Below are 15,696 nucleotides of genomic sequence, written 5' to 3'. Positions count from 1 at the left end.
AGAACAGGCAAAGACGCCTGGAACCGCAAGGTTTCAGGCGTTTTTTTTTGCTTTTTTAAAACCGTGATGAGCTTTGTCGGGTGCTTACTATGAACCATCTCAAAACCTTGATCGTCGTCGGCAATGGCATGGTCGGCCACCACTGTGTGGCGCAATTGATCGAGCGCGGCGCGCTGGATCACTACCGTTTGCATGTGTTCAGCGAAGAGCCGATGCGCGCCTATGACCGGGTGCACCTGTCTGAATACTTCACCGGCCGCGATGCTGAGTCGCTGGCCCTGTCCGACGCCTCGCTGTACCAGACGCCAGGTGTGACCCTGCACCTCGGCGTACCGGTGCTGGAGATCGACCGCGCGCGCTGCGAAGTGATTACCGCCGACGGCTGCGTCGCCTATGACAAGCTGGTGTTGGCCACCGGTTCCTATCCGTTCGTGCCGCCTATCGAAGGCGCCGAAGGCGATTCGCGGTTGGTATATCGCACCCTTGAAGACCTGGACGCGATTCGTAAGGCTGCCGCTAATGCGAAACGCGGCGTGGTAGTGGGCGGTGGACTGTTGGGCCTGGAAGCCGCCAACGCCCTGAAAAGCCTAGGCCTCGAGGCCCATGTGGTGGAGTTCGCGCCGCGCTTGATGCCGGTGCAACTCGACGACTTTGGCGGCCTGGCGCTCAAGGCGCAGATCGAACGGCTGGGCGTGGGCGTGCATTTGTCGCGCGCCACCCAATCCATCAGCGCGGGCGAGCAGTACCGCTACCGTATGAATTTTGCCAATGACGAGTTCCTTGAAACCGACCTGATCGTGTTCTCCGCCGGTATTCGCGCCCAGGATGCACTGGCCCGCCAGGCCGGCCTGGACATCGGCCCGCGCGGCGGTGTGGTGATCAATGACGAATGCCTGAGCATCGACCCGAACATCTACGCGATTGGCGAATGCGCGTCCTGGAACGGCAGCCTGTTCGGCCTGGTCGCGCCGGGTTACCAGATGGCCCGTGGGGTTGCCGCGTTGTTGTGCGCGCAAACCGCCGAACCGTTTGTGGGCGCCGACATGTCGACCAAACTCAAGTTGCTCGGCGTCGACGTGGGCTCCATCGGTGACGCCCATGCCCACACGCCGGGCGCGCGCAGCTACCAGTTCATCGACGAAGCCAGCGCCAGCTATCGGCGCCTGGTGGTGGATGCCTCGGGCAAGCACGTGATTGGCGCGGTGTTGGTGGGCGACAACAGCTACTACGACACGCTGCTGCAATACATGCAAAACAGCATCACGCTGCCGTCCGAACCGGCCAGCCTGATCCTGCCATCCTCCAGCGGCGCCCCGACCCTCGGCCCCGGCGCCTTGCCGGAATCGGCCACCGTCTGCTCCTGCCACAACGTGACCAAAGGTGCGATCTGCTCGGCCATCGACGGCGGCTGCAGCGACCTCGGCCTGCTCAAGTCCCAGACCAAGGCCTGCACCGGTTGCGGCGGCTGCGCCGGTTTGCTGAAACAGGTGTTCGAGCATGAGCTGATCGCCCGTGGCGTCAGCGTCGACAAAAGCCTCTGCGAACACTTCGCCTTCACCCGTCAAGAGTTGTACGCCCTGGTGCGTGTGGAAGGCATCCTCACCTTTGACGAACTGCTGGCCAAACACGGCCGTGGTCACACCGGCTGCGACGTGTGCAAGCCGGCGGTGGGCTCGATCCTGGCGTCGTGCTGGAACCAGCCGATCATGGACGCGTCGCTGGTGCCGTTGCAGGACACCAACGATACGTTCATGGCCAACATGCAGAAGAACGGCACCTACTCGGTGGTGCCGCGTATTCCTGGGGGTGAGATCACTGCGGATAAGCTGATTGTGATCGGCGAGGTGGCGAAGAAATACGACCTCTACACCAAGATCACCGGCGGCCAGCGCATCGACCTGTTTGGTGCGCAACTGCATGAACTGCCGGATATCTGGAGCGAACTGATCGCCGCCGGGTTTGAAACCGGGCACGCCTACGGCAAATCCACGCGTACGGTGAAGTCCTGCGTGGGCAGCACCTGGTGCCGTTACGGCGTGCAGGACAGCGTGAAAATGGCGCTGTTGATCGAGGATCGCTACAAGGGCCTGCGCTCGCCGCACAAGCTCAAGTTCGCAGTGTCCGGCTGTACCCGCGAATGCGCCGAAGCCCAGAGCAAGGACGTCGGCGTGATCGCCACCGAGAAGGGCTGGAACCTCTACATCGCCGGCAACGGCGGCATGCGCCCACGCCATGCGGAGCTGTTCGCCACTGACCTGGATGACGCCACGCTGATCCGCTACATCGACCGCTTCCTGATGTTCTACATCCGCACCGCCGACAAGCTGCAACGCACCTCGGTCTGGCGCGAAAGCCTCGAAGGCGGCCTGGACTTCCTCAAGGACGTGATCCTGCACGACAGCCTGGGCCTTGGCGCAGAACTGGAAGCGCAGATGCAACTGGTGGTCGACCGCTACGAATGCGAATGGGCCAACGCCCTCGCAGACCCGGAAAAACTCAAGCGCTTTCGCACCTTCGTCAACGACAAACGCCCCGACCCGGACATCCACTTCGTCCAGGAACGCGGCCAACGCCGGCCGATCATGGCCGCCGAACTCAACCTGATTCCCGTCACCGAGGAGATTGCCTGATGAGCCAAGCCAACCCGCAACGCAACCTGGCCACCTGGAAAGGTGTGTGCAGCGAGACCGACCTGGTGAGCAATTCCGGCGTGGTGGTGTGGCTGGACGGCGCGCAAGTGGCGCTGTTCTACCTGCCGGGTGCGCAGGACCAGACGTTGTTCGCCATCGACAACCACGACCCGGAATCCGGCGCGAATGTGATCGGGCGTGGCTTGATCGGTAGCATCAAGGGCGACCTGGTGGTGGCGGCGCCGATCTACAAGCAGCATTACCGGCTCGAGGATGGGCAGTGCCTGGAGGCACCTGATCAGAGGCTGCGGGTTTGGCCGGTGCGGTTGAATGCTGGGGTGGTGGAATTGGCATTGGATTGATGCTGTGTGGCAAGCGGGCTTGCCCCGCTTGCCACAGGAAACGTGCATGGCCTTAGGAAATGCCCTTCGTCGCACGCACCGAGTCATCCTTGATATCCTCGGCAAACTTGCGCATCAGCCGCACCAGATTGTCGAAGTCGCCTTCATCCCAGGTGGAGAAGATCGATACACCGATCCTCTCCCGCGCGTCGTCGACGCGGTCAGTCATGGCTTTGCCTTTCTCGGTAATCACCGACTCGCGTACGCGGCGGTCGACTGCGCTTGCCTGGCGCAGAACCAAGCCCAGGCTTTCCAGCTTCGCCACCTGCCGGCTCACGGTGGTGTAGTCACGGCCCACGCGGTCAGCCAGTTCGACTACGCCGATCGGCCCCAACCTTTCCACCAGCACCAGCAGCGGAAACAGGGCGCGATCCAGTGAAATCCCGGCTTCGCGCACCATCGCTTCGTCGCGCTGCGGGCGGTTCATCACCCCCACGATCTCAACCAATGAACCATGCAGGTCACGCAGCTGGGCGGATATATGTGCGTTTTGCACATTTTTAATTGACACGGTGTTCGCCTCTCTTAATATGTGCGTATTGCACATATAGGTGGTCCAGTATGAAAGCGCAATTCGCTGTCGATGTACTGATTTGCGGTGCCGGTGCCGCCGGCCTGACCTTGGCAATCGACCTGGCGAGAAGGGGTATCACTTTTCGGCTGATCGAAAAAAATGCGCATCCCTTCCAGGGTTCACGCGGCAAAGGTATCCAGCCAAGGTCTCAGGAAGTGTTCGAAGACCTGGGGATACTCGACCGTCTGATGGCAGTGGGTGGAGTCTATCCGACTGACCGGCGCTACCGCGACGATGGCAGCTACAGCGAAACAGAATTCACAGAATCCAAGGCGTCGATGCCCGCCGAGCCTTACCGAGAACCGTTGATGGTGCCGCAGTTTTTGACCGAGCGCGTGATGCGCGAACGTCTGCTTGAGTGGGGGCATCAGCCTGAATTTGCTTGTGAACTGGTAGGGTTTGAGCAGGACGGCAACGCAGTCACCGCACGGCTGATCGGCAACGCAGGTGAAGAGCACATCCGTGTGCGTTGGTTGGTGGGTGCTGATGGGGGGCGCAGTTTTGTTCGACATGCCCTGGATATCGGCTTTCCCGGCAAGACCCTTGGCGTACGCGCTTTAGTGGCGGATGTCGAACTTAGCGGCCTCACGCGTGATGCCTGGCACCGTTTTGGCGAAGGCGATATGCAGCACCAGATTGCAATATGCCCCCTGGCCGGCACCGAACTGTTCCAGATTCAGGGGCCGATTCCCGCGGATCTTGACGTCGATCTCAGTGCCGAGGGGCTCACCGCAATCATCGCCCATCGCACCGGTCGCGCCGATATCCAGGTGCACGCGGTGTCTTGGTCGTCGGCCTACACCATGAATGCTCGCCTGGCGGATCAATACCGCGTGGGGAGAGTGCTGCTGGTGGGGGACGCCGCCCATATCCATCCGCCCACCGGCGGCCAGGGTCTGAATACCAGCGTGCAGGACGCTTACAACCTTGGCTGGAAGCTGGCGGCGGTGGTACAGGGGGCGTGTGATGATTTACTGGATAGCTATGAAGAGGAGCGTCGGCCTGTCGCTGCTTCCGTGCTAGGTCTGTCCACCCAACTGCTGGATGAGATGAAGAACGGTGAACTGCGTCGGGGCAGGGAAGTGCATCAGTTGGATATTGGCTATCCGGCGTCCTCGCTGGCGCTGGCGCACCCTGTGCGCATCAACGTTTCGCCAGGGAATCGAGCACCGGATGCGCCCGTCCGAGGCGCCGCTGGGCAAGTAGTGCGGCTGTTCAACCTGTTCAAGGGAACGCACTGGACGCTGCTGGGCTATGGCGTAACACGGGATTCAGTGCAGGCACGGCCAGGCATGCGTGTCCACATCGTTGGGTCAGGGGGTGACCTGCTCGACGACCAGGGTCACTTTCAACAGGCCTACGGGCTGGCAATTGGCGATTGGGTGCTGGTGCGACCTGATGGCTATATCGGCGCGATTGTATCGTCAGCGAATGTCGAGGTCCTGGACGCTTACCTAGAGAGGGTTTTGCAGTGTGCGCACGGCTGACTCGAGCCCGGCTATTGTACTGGTGAGGGGGCGCGGGCCCAAGGTGACATAGCGCGCGGCATCGCTCATTGAGGCCTGTGCCAGCGCAACCACATCCGCGCCATGCTCATAGGCTTGATCAGCAGCTTTGGCGATGGCTGCCAGGTAGCCGTCAATGTCACCTGCCTTGAACAAGGCCCATGCTCCCGCCACCAACTGTATATCGATCACTGCATTTGATCGCCGTGCAGCCGTGTGAAAAAGCTGCGAGGTTGGCTCTAAGGTGGTCTCGACGGCGCACAACACCACGACCTTTTTGCCAGCCCCCAGCGCCGTCGCCGCCAGCGCTTCATCAGCTCTCAAGATAGGCACTCGAACATCAGGCGGGATGCTCTCGATCGATGGACCCAAGGTCGAACAGGTCAGCACCACCACATCCGCGTGTTGGGCGAGGGCGAGCAGTGCCGATTGGGTTGACTCGGCAATCTCTTCGGTGAGGCGACCGGCGTGTTCTGCTGCGGCCAGCAGGTCGGCACGGACTGTATGGTGGATCACGCCTGGGTCGATACCCAAGGTGCTCGCGGCCGTGTCAAACACGCCGATATTGCTGGTTGCGGTGTGCAGGCAGGCGATTCGCATGGAATAGGTCCGGTGCTGTAAGAGCGTTAAGATGCCGCCTGGACTCACTCAGATCAAGGACACTGCATGCCGCTTATCACGGAACGCGTCGCGCTGGCCCGCAATGGCGCAAACGACAAAGTCATCTGCCGCATGGCCTCGGGCTGGGCGGTCATGGGTGATGTACAGTTTCTCCCTGGTTACTGCCTGCTGCTGCCAGACCCAGTCGTTGCCAGCCTGAACGACTTGGACACCGAGGCCCGCACTGCCTATCTGCTGGACATGGCCCGCCTGGGCGATGCGGTGTTGCAGGCCTCTGGTGCGCTGCGTATGAACTACGAGATTTTGGGTAATTCCGAGCCGGAACTGCATTGTCACCTCTTCCCACGCTATGCCTCGGAGCCGGACGACAAACGCAAGATGCCGGCGTGGTTTTATGACTGGAAAAACGCGGTGCTGTATGCCGAAAGTGAGCATGGGGAGTTGCGTAAAAAGATTGCGGCTCTGTTAAGCGAGCCTCAGCCCGTCGTGAGGTGAGCGAGGATCTCGTCAGTCGCTACGACACGGGCATAGTCCATCGCCAGGTTGCTCAGCGACAGTGCGTGCACGTCTTCAGCAGGCCACAGGCGCCCGGACAAATCGGTTTGATCGAAGGTGTAGCAGGCATCTGAAACCACCGTCACCGCAAAACCCAGGTTGCCGCCGGAGCGTGCCGTGGCTTCGACCGAGTTGTTGGTGATCACGCCGACGATCACCAACTGCCGGATCCCGCGTGCATGCAGCCAGCGCTCCAGCCCCGTGGCGGTGAAGGCGTCTGGAACGTTCTTTTCGACTACATGCTCATGCGCCAGCGGTTGCAGCGCGGGCTGGAATTCGCAGCCCGGCTGGCCGGGCCAGAACACCGAGTCGGGCGAGCGGGACATGTGCCGGATATGCACGACAGGGCGGCTGGATTGACGCCATGCATTCAGCAGGCGCTGCATCTGCACTTCTGCATCCGGATTGTTGCGTCGCCCCAGCTTGGGCTGGTTCATGCCTTGCTGCATGTCGATGATCAGCAGTGCAGCGTTGGTGGCTAACGATTGCATGGCACCTCCTTTTGCGGTCGAGGGTCGAAACATACCATGAGGGTAAACGGTCATGAAGGTTGGGTTTACTTGAAGGACATTGACTGAATAAGGAATCGATCAATGATCCGCAAAGCGTTACCTGGCGACGCCAACGCCATCGCCCAGGTGCATATCCGCAGTTGGCAGGAAGCCTATCGCGACCTGATGCCCGCCGAGTTCTTGAAGGGATTGGACGCAACGCTGGCTCGGCGTGAATCCTTTTGGGTTCGCTCGATTGAGTCGGGCGAGTCCGATGTGTGGGTCGCGGAGCTGGACGGGCAGGTCGTCGGCTGGATATCGGTCGGTGCCAGTCGAGACGAAGAAGCTGCCGGAGCAAACACCGGTGAGGTCATGGCCATTTATGTTTTAGCCAAGTATTGGCAAGCCGGCGTTGGGCTGGCGTTGTGGAATGCGGGCCTGCAGTTCTTGATGGAGCAGGGGTATGAGTGTTTGACGCTTTGGGTCTTGAGCCGTAATGAAAGGGCTGTCCGGTTTTATCGCAGGGTGGGCTGCGTTGAGGACCCGGGGAGTGAACGTCATCTTCAGAGGGGAGGTGTCACTCTGGAAGAAATGAGATATCGGTTGCCCTTTCGACCAGGTTGAGCGCATTCACATACGCACGAAACATATCAGCCATCCCCTCGGAGTACACCGCAATTTCTTCAGCCGTTCGCGGACTGTTGGAGAATTCCTTCCCCACTGAACTGAGCGTGGTCAGGATCAAATCACTGGCCAATATCCGCGTATCAACCGACACCTCAGGCAACAACTCCAGCATGAACCCCTTGAACGCCTGGCGTCCCGCCGCACGCACCTCCAGGGCCTCCGGTGCATCGCGATAGAGCGGCGCCGCGTCGCTCAGCGCGCCGCGCATCTGTGCTTCTTCGCATTCCGACTCGATAAAGGCGTGCACCAACGCGCGCAGGCGGTCCAACGGCGTTTCGTCGCGTTTTTCCAGGATGTCGCGCAGCATCTGGGTGGTCTGCTGCCACTCATCACTCTGCAACCGGAACAGAATCGCCGCTTTGTTGGGGAAGTACTGGTAGACCGAACCCACGCTCACGCCAGCTTTTTCCGCGACCCGTGCGGTGGTGAAACGGGTGGCGCCTTCCTTGGCCAAAACCTGAATAGCCGCTTGCAGAATCGCCGCCACCAACTCGGTGGAGCGGGCCTGTTGCGGCTGCTTGCGCGTGGAAATGCGCGGGGTCTGGCGGCTGGTCATACAGGGCTCCTGAAGCAGGGCTAATGCGAATAGCGAAGGATGCGAATCACTCGCATACTTTTAATGCGATGAATTAGTCGCATCTTAGTCCCAACTCACTGGAAATCAATTATGTCGAGCCTGACCACCGCGCCTTTGGCGCCCCTGATTGAACGTCTTTACGCCCAGGCCGATGCGGCCACCAGCCCGCTGCTGAACTCGGTCTCTCAGGCAGAACGCGAACGGCTGATGCACAGCAAAACCGAGTACGTGGCGCTGTATTCGATGCTCAAGGACCTGTGGCTACCCGTGTCCCAGGACACCGGCACGCTGCTCTACATGCTGGCGCGCAGCAATAAGGCGCGGGCGATTGTCGAGTTTGGTACTTCGTTTGGGCTGTCGACCTTGTTCCTGGCTGCCGCACTGCGCGACAACGGCGGCGGTGTGCTGATCGGCAGCGAATTCGAAGCCTCGAAAATCGCCCTGGCGCGCGAGCATTTCATCGAAGGCGGCGTGAGCGACCTGATCCATATCCGCGAAGGTGACGCGCTGGTGACCCTGGCCAGCGACTTGCCAGAAGTTGTCGATCTGTTGCTGCTGGACGGCGCCAAGACGCTGTATGGCGACGTGTTGAACCTGGTGGAACGCCACCTGCGCCCCGGCGCACTGGTGGTGGCAGACAACACCGATTATTGCCCTGAATACCTGGCCTACGTACGCGCCCCGGAGAACGGCTACTTGTCGGTGCCCTTTACCGATGACATCGAACTTTCAATGCGCCTGGGCTAATCGAGGACTCAACTCATGCACGTATTTGTCACGGGAGCCACCGGTTGGGTTGGCTCCGAAGTAGTCAAGGACCTGCTCAATGCAGGCTACCTGGTGACCGGCCTGGCTCGCGCCGACGACAAGGCGCAGGCGCTTGCCGCCACCGGCGCCAAGGTGCTGCGCGGCACCCTGGATGACTTGGACATCTTGCGCCGCGCCGCCTGGACGGCGGATGCGGTGATTCACACCGCGTTCAATCACGACTTCTCGCGCTTTATCGAAAACTGCGAACAGGACCGCCGGGTGATCGAGGCGTTCGAGTCGGTGTTGAGAGGTTCGGACACGCCGCTGATCGTCACTTCGGGTTTGTCCGGCCTGCCATGCGGTGCGGTCGAGGCAGACCTGCCGAATGCCGCATCGCCACGCCAGTCCGAAGCCGCCGCGAGGGCGCTGGCTGCACGCGGCGTGCGGGCGGCAACGGTGCGCCTGGCGCCTTCGGTGCATGGCGTGGGCGACCACGGTTTTTTGCCGATCCTGATCCGCCTGGCCCGCGAGACTGGCGTGTCGGCGTATATCGGCGACGGGCAGAACTGCTGGTCGGGGGTGTACCGCACCGATGCGGCGCGGGTGTATCGCCGGGTCCTGGATGATGGTCTGAGCCAAGCGGCGTATCACGCGGTCGCGGACCAGGCGGTGCCGTTCAAGGCGATTGCCGAGGTGATCGGGCGCCGGCTGGGCGTGCCGGTTGAATCCCGACCACGCGAACATTTTGGCTGGTTCGCCAATATGGCCGGCGCTGATATGGCCGTTTCCAGTGAGCAGACCCGCGAGCGGCTGCGGTGGACACCGACGGGCCCAAGCTTGTTGGCAGACCTTGATCACGCCGATTACTTCCGGTGCTGAGCGGAGAGTTTTGATGACGCAACACAGAACCGTGCTGATGAGTATGTTGCCGATTACGTTGGCGGTGTTCGTCGGTTTCCTGATTATCGGCATGCAGTTGCCCGTGTTGCCTTTGCACCTGAATCAGACATTGGGCATGGGCACGCTGGTGGTGGGCGTGGTGATTGGCGCGCAGTTCGCGGCATCGTTGCTGTCGCGGGCTTGGGCCGGCAACTTTGCTGATATGCGTGGCCCCAAGCGCGCTATGTTGCTGGGCATGCTGGTGGCGGCCAGTTCGGGGCTGCTGTATCTGGCTTCGCTGGCGTTTGTCGATTCGCCGGTGCTGTCGGTTTGGTTGCTGCTGGCCGGGCGTGTGGTGTTGGCACTGGGCGAAAGCCTGGTCATCACCGGCTCCATGGGCTGGGGCATGGGGCGGGTAGGGCCACAGAATGCCGGTAAGGTGATGGCCTGGATCGGTATCGCGATCTACGCCGCCTTCGCGCTGGGTGCGCCGTTGGGTGTGGCAATCAACAACCAATGGGGGTTCAGTGGGCTGTCCATGCCAGCTTGATCATGCCGTTGTTGGCGGTTGGCATCGTGATCGGTGCGAAGGGCGTTGCACCGACCAGTCAGCGGCGTACGTCGTTCTACTCGGTACTCGGGGCGGTCTGGCTGCCGGGCTTGGGGCTGGCATTTTCCAGCATCGGTTCTGGCGTGATTGCCGCATTTGTCGCGCTGCTGTTTGCGTCCAAGGATTGGGGCAATGCGTCGTTTGCCTTTACCTCATTCGGGCTGGCGTTTATCGGTGCGCGGATTTTCTTCGGGCATCTGCCGGACAAGCTCGGCGGTGCGAAGGTGGCGCTGGTCTGCGTGCTGATCGAGGCGGCGGGGCAGTTGTTGATCTGGGGCGCGAATGATCCGTTGATGGCGTATCTGGGCGCGGCATTTACGGGCTTTGGTTATTCGCTGGCGTTTCCGGGGTTTGGAGTGGAAGCGATCAAGCGCGCGCCGCCGCACACCCGTGGGCTGGCGATGGGGGCCTATGTGGCGTTCCTGGATATTTCCCTGGGCACCGCCAGCCCATTGGCGGGGGCTTTGGCTGGGGCGGCAGGGGTGGCGTCGGTGTATTTGGCAGGCGCGGTCGCGGTGGCGCTGTCGGGGGTGGTCGCTTGGGCGTTGCTGGCGAGAAAGCCGCTGCTCAACGCTTGCTGAACGCCAGCCGTGCAGCGAACAACACAAAGATCAGGCCGGTGGTGCGGTCCATCCACTGGATCACCTTTTCGCGGCGCAGGAAGCCGGAAAGCGGCTGCGTAGCACCGATCAGCACCAGTGCCCAGATCACGCCAAGCAGCACGTGAATACTGACCAGACCGAACGTCCAGAGGATCAACGGCTGACCCTGGGGGATGAATTGCGGCAGGAACGACACATAGAAAATCCCCACTTTGGGGTTGAGCACGTTGCCCAGCATGCCCTTGATAAACCAGTTGCCGGCAGGTTTGCCTTGCACCTCGGCGCTCGCCAATGAGCGACGTGGACGCAGCAACATGTTCAAGCCCAGCCAGGCCAGGTACGCGGCGCCGCAGTACTTGAGCAGGTTGAAGGCGACTTCCGACACCGCAATCAACGCACCCAGGCCAAAGGCAACCGCCGCGCCCCACAGCAGGCAACCGGCATTGATCCCCAGCGTGGCTTGCAACGCCTGGCGCTTGCCTTCCACCGTGGCGGTCCTGAGTACCAGCGCCGTATCGAGGCCGGGCGTGAGCGTCAGCAGCGTGGCGGCGAAGGTGAAAGCGAGGAGGTTATCGGTGATGGACATGGGGGGATTCATGATTGGCTGGGCGTTACACCCAGCATATAGGCAATAGCGGAGAGCGAGCGAGCTTGTCGTGGCGAGCAGGCTTTATGTGGTGAGCGGGCTTGCCCCGCGCTGGGCTGCGAAGCGGCCCCATCGATGAGCGACGTGGTGTGTCAGGCATACCACGGTGCCTGGCTATGGGGCTGCTTCGCAGCCCAGCGCGGGGCAAGCCTGCTCACCACAACAAGCCCGCTCACTACAGAAAGCGGGCATGCCACTGTTAACGTAGGCTCAGCGATTGAACCGCTCCACCAACGCATATTGGGTAGATGCGGTGTTCGTCAGCTCCTTGCTCAGGTCCGTGGATTGATGGGCTTGTATCGACGTCTGGTCAGCCAGTTCGGCGATGGTGGTGATGTTGCGGCTGATTTCCTCGGCGACCGCGCTCTGTTCCTCGGTGGCGGCGGCGATCTGGGTGGTCATGTCGGTGATATGGGACACCGCTTCGCTGATGCCGACCAGCGCCTGGTCCGCCTCCAGCACCCAGGCAACGCCTTCCAGGGCCTGGCGTTGGCCGTGTTCCATACTTTGCACGGCATTGTTGGAGGACGCTTGCAGTTGGGTGATCAACCCGTGGATCTGGGTGGTGGACTGGGACGTGCGTTGTGCCAGCTGCCGCACTTCGTCGGCCACCACGGCAAAACCTCGGCCTTGTTCGCCGGCACGCGCTGCTTCGATGGCGGCGTTGAGGGCCAGCAGGTTGGTCTGGTCGGCAATGCCTTTGATCACATCCACCACGCTGCCGATTTCGTCGCTGTCTTTGGCCAGTTGCGCCACGGTGGCGCCGGTTTCGCTGACCACCGCAGACAGGCGCTCGATCGCCTCGCGGGTGTCGCGTGCCACTTCGCGGCCGCGCCCGGTCAGGACGTTGGCCTGCTGGGTGGCGTCGGCGGTGCGTTGCACGTGGCTTGCGACTTCCTGGGTGGTGGCGGCCATCTGGTTGACAGCGGCCGAGACCTGTTCGGTTTCGACGCGCTGGCGGTCCAGGCCCTTGGAGCTGGCGGTGGCCAACTGATCGGATTGCCCGGCCAGGGCGCTCAGTTGCTCGGCGCTGTCCTGCAGGCGGGTGAGGCAGGTTTTCAGGCGTGCGTTCTGGCTGAGAAACGCCGTTTCCAGACGTGCCTGGGGCCCACGTGCGTCGCTGTACATCTGCGCGATCAAGGCATCCGAGGTCGAGGGCTCCACACCTTGCAACAGGCGCAATGTGCTGCCTTGGCGCGCGCGCGAGCAGAGCACGCCCACCGGTACCGCGACCGCAACGGCCACGGCAATGGCGACGGGCGCACTGAGGAACAGGCCGGCGAGGCTGCCGGCTAACCCGGTTGCCAGGCAAGGCACGCAGCTGATGGCGGCAGGCAGCCAGGCTTCCTGGCGTGAAACAGCCGGCTTGCCCTGGCTGATGCGGCGGTACAGGGCCTGGGCTCGACGGATCTCATCGGCCGTGGGCTTGACCCGTACAGACTCGAAACCCACCACTTTGCTGCCATCGAATATGGGGGTGACGTAGGCATTGACCCAATAATGGTCGCCGTTTTTCGAGCGGTTCTTGACGATGCCCATCCAGGGCAGACCTTGCTTGAGCGCACTCCACATGTGCGCAAACACGGCGGGGGGCACATCGGGGTGACGCACGATGTTCTGCGGTGCGCCAATCAAATCAGCGCGTTCAAAGCCGCTGATGTCGACGAAGGCGTCGTTGCAGTAAGTAATGACACCTCGGACATCCGTGGCGGAGATGAGTTTTTGCGAAGGCGCGAGGGAAATCTCACGCTGTGTTACAGGCTGGTTATTGCGCATTCCGACTACTCCCTGGTTGCCCTCAGTCCATCGGCGCCATCTGCGAAAAGGTTAATCCACATTGGCCAATTCGCCAGCCACTGGTCAAAAGCCTGAAACTTCCCGGTGAAACCCCTCATAATGGCGGCCATTTTTGTTTAGCCGTTATTCTGGTGTGCCCCCATGGAAATCAAGGTCAATTTTCTCGACAACCTCCGGCTTGAAGCCAAGTTCGACGACTTCACGGTGATTGCCGACCAGCCCATTCGCTACAAAGGCGATGGCTCGGCACCGGGGCCGTTCGATTACTTCCTGGCGTCGTCGGCGTTGTGCGCGGCGTACTTCGTGAAGTTGTACTGCCAGACGCGCAATATCCCCACCGAGAATATTCGCCTGTCGCAGAACAACATCGTCGACCCGGAAAACCGCTATAACCAGATCTTCAAGATCCAGGTCGAGCTGCCGGCGGACATTTCCGATAAGGACCGCCAAGGCATCCTGCGTTCCATCGACCGTTGCACGGTCAAGAAAGTGGTGCAGGCCGGGCCTGAGTTCGTCATCGAAGAAGTCGAAAACCTGGACGCCGACGCCCAGGCCTTGTTGATGCCCAACTCCACCTCCGAGGGCGGCACCTACATTGCCGGCAAAGACCTGCCGCTGGAGCAGACCATCGCCAACATGTCCGGCATCCTGGCCGGCCTGGGCATGAAGATTGAAATTGCGTCGTGGCGCAATATCGTGCCCAACGTGTGGTCGCTGCATATCCGCGACGCGCATTCGCCGATGTGCTTCACCAACGGCAAGGGCGCGACCAAAGAGGGCGCCTTGGCGTCGGCACTGGGCGAGTTCATCGAACGGCTCAACTGCAACTTCTTCTATAACGATCAGTTCTGGGGTGAGGAACTGGCGAATGCACCGTTTGTGCATTACCCGGATGAGCGCTGGTTCCAGCCAGGCCCCAACGACGAGCTGCCAGGTGAAATCCTCGATGCCTACTGCCTCAAAGTCTACAACCGCGAGGGTGAACTGCGTGGCTCGCACCTGTTCGACACCAACTCCGGCAACGAAGCGCGCGGGATTGTATCGCTGCCGTTCGTGCGCCAATCGGATGGTGAGGTGGTGTACTTCCCGTCCAACCTGATCGAAAACCTCTACCTCAGCAACGGCATGAGCGCCGGCAACACCTTGGCTGAAGCCCAGGTGCAGTGCCTGTCGGAGATCTTCGAGCGCGCCGTGAAGCGTGAAATCATCGAAGGCGAGTTCGCCTTGCCTGACGTACCGGCCGAGGTGTTGGCCAAGTACCCCGGCATTCTCGCCGGTATCCAGGGCCTCGAAGCCCAAGGCTTCCCCGTACTGGTGAAAGACGCGTCCCTGGGCGGCGAATTCCCGGTGATGTGCGTGACCCTGATGAACCCGCGCACCGGTGGTGTGTTTGCCTCGTTCGGCGCGCACCCAAGCCTGGAAGTAGCGCTGGAACGCAGCCTCACCGAGCTGCTGCAAGGCCGCAGTTTCGAGGGCCTCAACGACTTGCCGCAACCGACCTTCGAAGGTCAGGCGGTGACTGAACCGAACAACTTTGTCGAGCACTTCATCGACTCCAGCGGCGTGGTGTCGTGGCGCTTCTTCAGTTCGCAGTCGGACTACGAGTTTGTCGAGTGGGACTTCTCAGGCGAAGGCGAAGACTCCAATGCCCAGGAAGCCGCAACCTTGTTCGGCATTCTGGAGGGCATGGGTAAAGAGTCCTATATGGCCGTGTACGAACACCTTGGCGCCACCGCGTGCCGCATCCTGGTGCCGGATTATTCGGAAATCTACCCGGTAGACGATCTGATCTGGGATAACACCAACAAGGCGCTGTTTTTCCGCGAGGACATTCTCAACCTGCACCGCCTCGACGAGGAAGCGTTGCAAGCCTTGGTCGAGCGCCTGATCGAAAGCGAACTGGACGACTACACCGATATCACCACGCTGATCGGTATCGAGTTCGATGACAACACCGCCTGGGGCCAACTGACCATCCTGGAATTGAAGCTGCTGATCTTCCTGGCCTTGCAGCAATATGAAGAGGCCAAGGAGTGCGTGGAGATGTTCCTGCAGTACAACGACAACACTGCTGAACGTGGCCTGTTCTACCAGGCGATGAATGCGGTGCTGGAGATGGAGTTGGACGACGACCTGGAACTGGCCGACTACGAAGCCAACTTCCGTCGCATGTTTGGTAATGAGCGGATGGATGCGGTGATTGGCTCGGTGCAGGGTGATGTGCGTTTCTATGGCTTGACGCCGACCAGCATGAAGCTGGAAGGGCTGGACCGGCATTTGCGCTTGATTGACAGCTACAAGAAGCTGCATGCGGCGCGGGCCAATATCACCTCAGCCTGACGCAACTTGGCTTGTTGTAGTGAGCGGGCTT

General features: G+C 61.1%; 14 protein-coding genes and 1 pseudogene. 9 read left to right on the top strand and 6 right to left on the bottom strand.

The features are described from left to right. The first annotated feature begins 89 nt into the window (after window positions 1-89). Window positions 90-2,630, top strand: a complete 2,541-nt coding sequence (nirB, locus tag HX823_RS23545; RefSeq protein ID WP_177076977.1) for a nitrite reductase large subunit NirB — start codon at window positions 90-92, stop codon at window positions 2,628-2,630. Next, window positions 2,630-2,992: a nitrite reductase small subunit NirD gene (nirD, locus tag HX823_RS23540; protein WP_122727345.1), complete on the top strand. Its 363-nt coding sequence runs from the start codon at window positions 2,630-2,632 to the stop codon at window positions 2,990-2,992. Before nirB ends, nirD begins: the two co-directional genes overlap by 1 nt. Before the next feature lie 52 nt (window positions 2,993-3,044). Here the strand turns inward: nirD and HX823_RS23535 are convergent, their stop codons facing one another. Next, complete coding sequence (locus HX823_RS23535; RefSeq protein ID WP_038849624.1) at window positions 3,045-3,542, bottom strand: MarR family winged helix-turn-helix transcriptional regulator; 498 nt, start codon at window positions 3,540-3,542, stop codon at window positions 3,045-3,047. A gap of 50 nt (window positions 3,543-3,592) precedes the next feature. Here HX823_RS23535 and HX823_RS23530 point away from each other — a divergent pair, with 50 nt between their 5' ends. Next, window positions 3,593-5,092, top strand: a complete 1,500-nt coding sequence (locus HX823_RS23530; protein ID WP_177076976.1) for an FAD-dependent oxidoreductase — start codon at window positions 3,593-3,595, stop codon at window positions 5,090-5,092. Here the strand turns inward: HX823_RS23530 and HX823_RS23525 are convergent. Further along, a complete protein-coding gene (locus tag HX823_RS23525; RefSeq protein ID WP_038849629.1) occupies window positions 5,060-5,710 on the bottom strand; it encodes an aspartate/glutamate racemase family protein in 651 nt (216 codons plus the stop codon). The genes HX823_RS23530 and HX823_RS23525 overlap by 33 nt on opposite strands. A gap of 66 nt (window positions 5,711-5,776) precedes the next feature. On the opposite strand from HX823_RS23525, the gene HX823_RS23520 reads away from it, so the two are divergent. After that, entirely contained in the window at window positions 5,777-6,226 is a 450-nt protein-coding gene (locus tag HX823_RS23520) for an HIT family protein (protein ID WP_177076973.1), read from the top strand. Here HX823_RS23520 and HX823_RS23515 read toward each other — a convergent pair. Beyond that, window positions 6,208-6,777, bottom strand: coding sequence for a cysteine hydrolase family protein (locus tag HX823_RS23515; protein ID WP_177076971.1), 570 nt, complete (start codon window positions 6,775-6,777; stop codon window positions 6,208-6,210). The genes HX823_RS23520 and HX823_RS23515 overlap by 19 nt on opposite strands. Window positions 6,778-6,879: 102 nt before the next feature. Here HX823_RS23515 and HX823_RS23510 point away from each other — a divergent pair, with 102 nt between their 5' ends. Then, window positions 6,880-7,401: a GNAT family N-acetyltransferase gene (locus HX823_RS23510; protein ID WP_177076969.1), complete on the top strand. Its 522-nt coding sequence runs from the start codon at window positions 6,880-6,882 to the stop codon at window positions 7,399-7,401. On the opposite strand, the gene HX823_RS23505 is transcribed toward HX823_RS23510, so the two are convergent. Continuing rightward, a complete protein-coding gene (locus HX823_RS23505; RefSeq protein WP_177076967.1) occupies window positions 7,355-8,020 on the bottom strand; it encodes a TetR family transcriptional regulator in 666 nt (221 codons plus the stop codon). The genes HX823_RS23510 and HX823_RS23505 overlap by 47 nt on opposite strands. 111 nt (window positions 8,021-8,131) lie before the next feature. Here HX823_RS23505 and HX823_RS23500 point away from each other — a divergent pair, with 111 nt between their 5' ends. The 3 genes and pseudogenes from HX823_RS23500 (at window position 8,132) to HX823_RS32360 (ending at window position 10,861) form a co-directional block, all read left to right on the top strand. Then, window positions 8,132-8,788 carry an O-methyltransferase gene (locus HX823_RS23500; protein ID WP_038849641.1) on the top strand — a complete coding sequence of 219 codons (657 nt, stop codon included), beginning with the start codon at window positions 8,132-8,134 and terminating at the stop codon, window positions 8,786-8,788. A 15-nt stretch (window positions 8,789-8,803) separates the two neighbouring features. Next, window positions 8,804-9,670, top strand: coding sequence for an SDR family oxidoreductase (locus HX823_RS23495; protein ID WP_038849643.1), 867 nt, complete (start codon window positions 8,804-8,806; stop codon window positions 9,668-9,670). A 13-nt stretch (window positions 9,671-9,683) separates the two neighbouring features. Then, window positions 9,684-10,861, top strand: a pseudogene (locus HX823_RS32360) (arabinose transporter). Here HX823_RS32360 and HX823_RS23485 read toward each other — a convergent pair. After that, entirely contained in the window at window positions 10,848-11,468 is a 621-nt protein-coding gene (locus HX823_RS23485; RefSeq protein ID WP_033896568.1) for a LysE family translocator, read from the bottom strand. The pseudogene HX823_RS32360 and the gene HX823_RS23485 sit on opposite strands and share 14 nt — an antisense overlap. A 270-nt stretch (window positions 11,469-11,738) precedes the next feature. Beyond that, window positions 11,739-13,244 carry a methyl-accepting chemotaxis protein gene (locus HX823_RS23480; protein WP_371317979.1) on the bottom strand — a complete coding sequence of 502 codons (1,506 nt, stop codon included), beginning with the start codon at window positions 13,242-13,244 and terminating at the stop codon, window positions 11,739-11,741. Window positions 13,245-13,466: 222 nt separating this feature from the next. Here HX823_RS23480 and HX823_RS23475 point away from each other — a divergent pair, with 222 nt between their 5' ends. Further along, window positions 13,467-15,665, top strand: coding sequence for an OsmC domain/YcaO domain-containing protein (locus HX823_RS23475; protein ID WP_177076963.1), 2,199 nt, complete (start codon window positions 13,467-13,469; stop codon window positions 15,663-15,665). Window positions 15,666-15,696 lie beyond the last annotated feature (31 nt).

The organism is Pseudomonas sp. P7759 (assembly GCF_013386445.1).
Lineage (GTDB): Bacteria > Pseudomonadota > Gammaproteobacteria > Pseudomonadales > Pseudomonadaceae > Aquipseudomonas > Aquipseudomonas azotoformans_A.
This window is presented reverse-complemented; position numbering and strand designations above follow the sequence as displayed.